Below are 5,947 nucleotides of genomic sequence, written 5' to 3'. Positions count from 1 at the left end.
GTCCCGCCCGTCCTTTTTGGCCGGGCGGGACGCCCATCCCACTTTCAAGAGTGGAAGTTATTTAATTCTCATTCCTTCAACTTCCAACCTGGTTTGACAACTTGCCGGGAACGAGCCATTACTAAACAATCATTCGGCACATCTTCTGTCACCACAGAACCCGCCGCTACAGTAACATCTTCCCCCAAAGTTATCGGTGCAACCAGCACGCTGTTAGAACCCGTTTTACTCCGATCGCCTATTTGAGTTTTGTGCTTGTTTTTTCCGTCATAATTCGCCGTAATTGTCCCAGCACCGATGTTGACTTTTTCTCCCAAAGTCGCGTCGCCTAAATAAGACAAGTGAGCGACATTAGTTCGATCGCCTATTTGAGTATTTTTCAATTCTACAAAATTGCCGACGCGACAGTTAGCCCCAATTTCTGCGTGTCCCCGCAAATGTGCGTAAGGGCCAATTCGCGAATTTTTAGCAACCATACTGTCAGAAACCACTGAATAAAGCACAGTCACATTTTCCCCAATCTGACTGTTTTCGATCAAACTGCCGGGGCCAATGCGACTCCCGGAGGCGATCGAAGTATTTCCCCGCAAGTGAGTTTGCGGCTCAATTACCACATCCGGCTGCAACTCTACGGTATCGTCGATCGTGATGCTGTTGGGATCGAGCAGCGTCACTCCCGCCGTCATCCACTTGTCCTTTATCCGCATTTGCAAAATATCGCAAGCTGTGGCTAAATGTTTGCGATCGTTAATTCCCAATATTTCTTGATAATCTTCCACATCCACCGCCATCACCGGACTGAGGAAATTTACCGTATCAGTTAGGTAATATTCTTTTTGGTCATTATCTGCCTTCAATTCTGGCAAAATTTTCTCTAAATCCGGCCAGTGAAAGCAGTAAACACCTGCATTAATTCGGTGATTTTGCTTTTGAGCTTGTGTGCAGTCGCGGTGTTCGACAATTTGCTGGACTAAGTTTTGACTGTCGGTAAATACTCGTCCGTACCCTTGGGGATTCGGTAAATTAGCTGTCAATAAAGTAGCAGAGTTTTTGTGCTGTTTGTGAATGGCCATCAATTGTTTGATAGTTTCTGCCCTCAGCAAAGGTACATCCCCATTTAAGACCAGCAAGTCTCCTTGAAATCCCTCTAAGTGAGGCAGCAATTGTTGGATGGCATGACCGGTTCCCAATTGTTCGGTTTGTTCTACAAATTCTAGGGGAGGAGATTGAGGATTTTTCCCTGATATTTCTTGACCTCGAATCAGGGATTCTTTAACGAGTTCACCTCGATAACCGACGATGACAAGTCGCCTGGTAATTTGAATTTCTTGACAACTTTGGAGGACTCTCTCAACTAGCGATCGACCGCCTAATTCGTGTAGAACTTTAGGCAAGTCAGATTTCATGCGCGTGCCGCGTCCAGCCGCTAAAATTGCTATTGCTACCATTGTGCGATCGAGTTATTTGCTATAAAAACTTGAATATTGACTAACTGATGATATCACTCGCTGTCCGCCGATGGCACTGCGATCGCACAAATTTTTCATCTAAAATTTCCCATCTCGCATCCGCGCGATCGAGCATTTTTCCAGGCGGATGCTGGTTGTAGGGGCGACGCTTGCAATATCTGGACTGGCGCGCCCGGTATCAAAAACCTGGTTGCAGCAGCAGTATTTGGCGGCTGAGCAAGACGACTTGCATTCCTCACTACAAACCTGAGTTCGGCTTAAAGCCAAGCAATGCAAGTCATTCCCCAAGGGATGCCAGGGGGAGGGAGAGTGAGAATTTGCATCTTTGGGCTGGGATTTGCCGCGATATATTATACTATTCATTGAATTTCAGTTAGGGTGTTTTTAACTTAAAAAAACTATTTATGAATTTTTCATTCCTTCTGCATTATCAGGTGTCCAGCTATGACAGAGCTTAATTTTCAGGAACTTGCCAAGCAGGGAGATATTGCCACTGCGATCGCATCTTGGCTTGAGAGCCAGTTGCAATCTGAAGGCATCACAGCCTCCGCTAATCTCGACGGCGATTGTTTGGATGTAATTCTTGAGGCCGAGCAGGTACCGAAAGAAGATACATTAGTTGATTTTGTTCGCACCGAGCTGACCAATTTGCAGCCGGATTCGATTCGCAAAGTGAAGGTTGAGGGCCGACAAAGCGGTCAGATTGCTGCTGCTTGGAGTCACGAGTTTAGTTTGGACAACAGCACTTTTGAACAACAAAGTTTTGCAGGAGAATCTGTACCAAATACTGCTGTTGCTAATATGGACGATCGCACAGAGATGGAGAACAATATTGAGGAGGAAAAACCGTCGGAACTTGCTGCATTTGAAAACCGACTGCGATCGACTTTCATTGTAGTCGGGCTAGTAACGGGTATGTTGGCGATCGCCGTGGTGGCGTTTGTCGGTAAAATTTTGAACCAGCCAGCAGCAACTGCGGGCAATAATCCCGATGAAACAGCAGATTTAGCAACTGCACCAGATACTTTTCGAGAAGCCGTTAACAGCGCACTCAAAGCAGCAGAATTAGGGCGATCGGCAAAAACCAAGGAAGATTGGAGTACAGTTATCGATCGTTGGCAAGAAGCCGTCTCATTAATGAGAAGAGTACCAGTTTCTAGCCCCAACCATCAACTAGCTCAAGCAAAAGTAATCGAGTATCAGAAATATCTGCTTTACGCTCAAGAAGCAGCAGTAACTCCCCCTCAGCCAACTCCAACTCCCGCACCAGCCGAAAAACCACCTTCGGAAAAAGCAACTCCTAAAAAATCTAATTCTGAAAAAAGAGCTTCGGAGAAACAAACTTCTAAAAAATCTCGTACCGATAAAGCAGAACCCGATAAAAAAGCTCCTTCCCGATAAATGTTAAAACATAGATTTGAATACTTATGACTGACAACACTTTAATCGTTTCTCCTGAATGGTTAGCCACCAATACCGACAATCCGCAAGTTGTAATCATTGACTGTCGTTTTTCCCTTGCCGACCATGAATTGGGACAAAAACAATATCAAGAAAGTCACATTCCCGGAGCTTTCTATTTAGATTTAAACCGCGATCTCGCGAGTGCTGTGGGCAAACATGGCGGTAGACATCCGCTGCCAAATATTGAAGAATTAGCTGATAAATTGAGCGCGATCGGCATTAATTCACCAGAAACTTTAGTCGTCGCCTATGACGATTCGCGACTGGCTTTTGCAGCTCGCTTGTGGTGGCTGCTGCGATATATGGGACACAGCAAAGTCGCTTTGTTAGACGGCGGTTTCAGTGGCTGGAAAGCGGCGGGCTATCCGGTAACAAATATTTTGCCAGAACCCCGTGAGGGTAAATTTGTTGCTCATTTGCAACAGGATTTGGCGGTAGATATTGAGGCGGTAAAAGAGCGTAAAGACTTGCCGGGAAAGGTTTTGGTTGATTCGCGAGAAAGCGAGAGATATGAAGGTTTGCGGGAGCCGATCGACCCCATTGCAGGCCACATTCCGGGTGCGGTTAACTATCCTTGGCAAGGGGTGACGGATGAAACTGGAAAAGTGCGATCGGCATCCGAACAAAAACAGCGGTGGACAGAATTAGAAAAAGCGGAAGAAATCATCGTTTATTGCGGTTCCGGGGTGACGGCTTGCGTCAATTTACTGTCTTTAGAAATCGCCGGAATTCCCGATGCTAAACTTTATGTCGGTAGCTGGAGTGACTGGTGTTCTTATCAGTTGTAGGGTGCACTCCTCGATATGATTGTTGACTGTTGACTGTTCACTGTTGACTGTTCACGGCGTCAACCGTCAACCGTCAACCGTCAACATCATGCCGGTGTAACCGGAAATGATATCAAAGCGAAATTCCTCGCTATGAGGACTAATGAGTTCTTCAGTCCTCTTTGAGAGGACTTTCGCTATGAGACAGGGAATTCATTCCCTGGCGGACTGTTGGGTGAGCGGGAGGACTGGCGGACTAAAAGCTTAAGTTGACACTAATAGGTAGCGGGTAATCACTTCGACTGACATCTTGCACCATTCTCAAGAACAGGCAAGATGCCTGTTCCACAAGAAAATCTACTCTTTGTGGAACAGGCATCTTGCCTGTTCAGAAGGCGAATTAAACAATACCCTAAAAATCAAAATAAATATAAGGCAAACCGCCTTCGGGAGCCAACAGCCAAACCGCATACAAACAAAGCGGCACTAACACCAATTTCATCGGCCAATTTAACTCTAATTTCAAACCCCGACTCAACGCATAATTCCCCAGCATCGCCACAGCCAAAGCAGCCAACATCCAAGCTAAACTCACTCTATCTAAACCCAAAGCTTCTACATAAACTTTCTCAGCAAACTGCACATCAGCAGTGTGTCCCCACAAATGCGAAATCGCCCATCCAGAATCCTTTAAATCGGGAAGTCGGAAAAATATCCAACTACCAAAAACCATCGCCTGAGTCAACAGCCAACCGATCGCAATCCCGATCGGATTTTCCCACAAAAACTCGATCCGCAACCGCTTAAACAGCACATCACTCAGCCTGTGAACCGCCAAAGCTAAACCGTGTAAAACCCCCCACACAATAAATCCCCAAGCCGCCCCGTGCCAAATTCCCGCAATTAACATGACAATAGACAAATTCAGACAAGTGCGCCACAAACCGACTCGCGAACCGCCCAAAGGAAAATACAAATAATTGCGTAGCCAATCGCCTAAAGTCATGTGCCAGCGTCGCCAAAAATCAGCTATGCTGGCACTAAAATAAGGAAAATCAAAATTTGGTGGCAAATACCAACCCAGCAGCAAAGCAGTACCCCGCGCCATGTCAACATAGCCACTAAAATCAAGATAAAGTTGCAGCCCGTAAGCCAAAATCGCCAGCCACAAATCCTCGCTACCCGCCCGCTGTAAATTGGTAAAGCTTAAATCGACATAAATTCCCAAGTTATCTGCGAAAAGACCTTTTTTTACTGCACCAAAGGCGATCGTCCAAAGTCCCTCAGAAATGCGATCGGGCGTTGGAAATTGTTGGGTTTTCAGTTGATATATCAAGTTGTGATACCGAGTAATCGGGCCGGAAATCAGTTTTGGAAAAAACAACTTGTAAGCAGCAAAGTGCAGCAGCGAAGTAGCAGCAGGCGCGCCTCGGTACACGTCAATCAAATAAGCAATGCACTCAAAGCAAAAGAAACTCAATCCCAGGGGTGCGATGACGTGACTTTTCACCCAGTCAGCCCCGTCGATAGCAAAAGGCCAATTTAACAAAGTGCCGATCGAACTCAATAAAAAAGGCACATACTTAAAGCCCAGAAGCAGCAACACATTCAGGGAAATTCCTATCCACAGCAGCAACAAACGGCGGCGGTTCCAAGATTCATTAGCAATCCGCCAATCCAGAGGTTCCCCAATCGCCATCCCCAAGCAGTAATTAAACAAAGCAGCGACTAACAGCAGAGGGATGTACCAAATTTGCAGCGAAGCATAAAAAATCAAACTACCCGCCAACATGATGAACAGTCGCCACCACTGCAGCGGAACCAACCAGTAAGCCGCGAACAAAACTAACAGAAACAGCGCATATTGAAGGGAGATGAAAGTCATACCATTTTAGATTTTAGATTTTAGATTTTAGAATTGGGAATGGCTTATTTTGTATGGGTTTGGATTCCGGGTCTACTGTTGCATTATTTTTATTAATCGAGACTTTGCTAAGAACAAGATTTATCCTGGATTTTAGCCGATCGCCCACACGAAAACAGGCCCTCGGTAAGTCCCTACTATATAGTCGGCAACTGAGAACTGCTACATTTTACAGCACAAAGGTTAAATTCTGTTGCAAATTAAATAAATCTTGCCTGCTATAAATTCACTCTCTTAGGAATGAGAATTAAATAACTTCCACAAGTTTGTGGGATGGGCGTCCCGCCCGTCCGTTTTGGACGGGCGGGAAGCCCCTCCCACAA

Annotated in this window: 5 protein-coding genes; 2 read left to right on the top strand and 3 right to left on the bottom strand. The window is 45.8% G+C overall.

The features are described 5' to 3' along the window. Positions 1–68: 68 nt before the first annotated feature. Positions 69–1,448, bottom strand: coding sequence for a bifunctional UDP-N-acetylglucosamine diphosphorylase/glucosamine-1-phosphate N-acetyltransferase GlmU (glmU, locus tag QT987_RS29190; RefSeq protein ID WP_333246946.1), 1,380 nt, complete (start codon positions 1,446–1,448; stop codon positions 69–71). A gap of 99 nt (positions 1,449–1,547) precedes the next feature. Further along, on the bottom strand, positions 1,548–1,832 hold the full coding sequence (locus tag QT987_RS29185) for a hypothetical protein (RefSeq protein ID WP_333246945.1): 285 nt from the start codon (positions 1,830–1,832) through the stop codon (positions 1,548–1,550). Positions 1,833–1,913: 81 nt separating this feature from the next. On the opposite strand from QT987_RS29185, the gene QT987_RS29180 reads away from it, so the two are divergent. Continuing rightward, the gene (locus QT987_RS29180; RefSeq protein WP_333246943.1) at positions 1,914–2,870 is read left to right on the top strand and encodes a hypothetical protein; all 957 of its coding nucleotides are present in this window, start codon (positions 1,914–1,916) and stop codon (positions 2,868–2,870) included. A gap of 26 nt (positions 2,871–2,896) precedes the next feature. Next, positions 2,897–3,721: a sulfurtransferase gene (locus tag QT987_RS29175; RefSeq protein WP_333246941.1), complete on the top strand. Its 825-nt coding sequence runs from the start codon at positions 2,897–2,899 to the stop codon at positions 3,719–3,721. Positions 3,722–4,112: 391 nt separating this feature from the next. On the opposite strand, the gene QT987_RS29170 is transcribed toward QT987_RS29175, so the two are convergent. Continuing rightward, a complete protein-coding gene (locus tag QT987_RS29170; RefSeq protein WP_333246939.1) occupies positions 4,113–5,585 on the bottom strand; it encodes an MBOAT family protein in 1,473 nt (490 codons plus the stop codon). Positions 5,586–5,947: the final 362 nt, after the last annotated feature.

It is taken from the genome of Microcoleus sp. SVA1B4, assembly GCF_036700545.1.
Lineage (GTDB): Bacteria > Cyanobacteriota > Cyanobacteriia > Cyanobacteriales > Microcoleaceae > Microcoleus.
This window is presented reverse-complemented; position numbering and strand designations above follow the sequence as displayed.

Bases quoted from the DNA above. Each gene is read 5' to 3' on its own strand.
- glmU (WP_333246946.1), bottom strand. From the start codon at position 1,448: ATGGTAGCAATAGCAATTTTAGCGGCTGGACGCGGCACGCGCATGAAA.
- QT987_RS29185 (WP_333246945.1), bottom strand. From the start codon at position 1,832: ATGAATAGTATAATATATCGCGGCAAATCCCAGCCCAAAGATGCAAAT.
- QT987_RS29175 (WP_333246941.1), top strand. From the start codon at position 2,897: ATGACTGACAACACTTTAATCGTTTCTCCTGAATGGTTAGCCACCAAT.
- QT987_RS29170 (WP_333246939.1), bottom strand. From the start codon at position 5,585: ATGACTTTCATCTCCCTTCAATATGCGCTGTTTCTGTTAGTTTTGTTC.
- QT987_RS29180 (WP_333246943.1), top strand. From the start codon at position 1,914: ATGACAGAGCTTAATTTTCAGGAACTTGCCAAGCAGGGAGATATTGCC.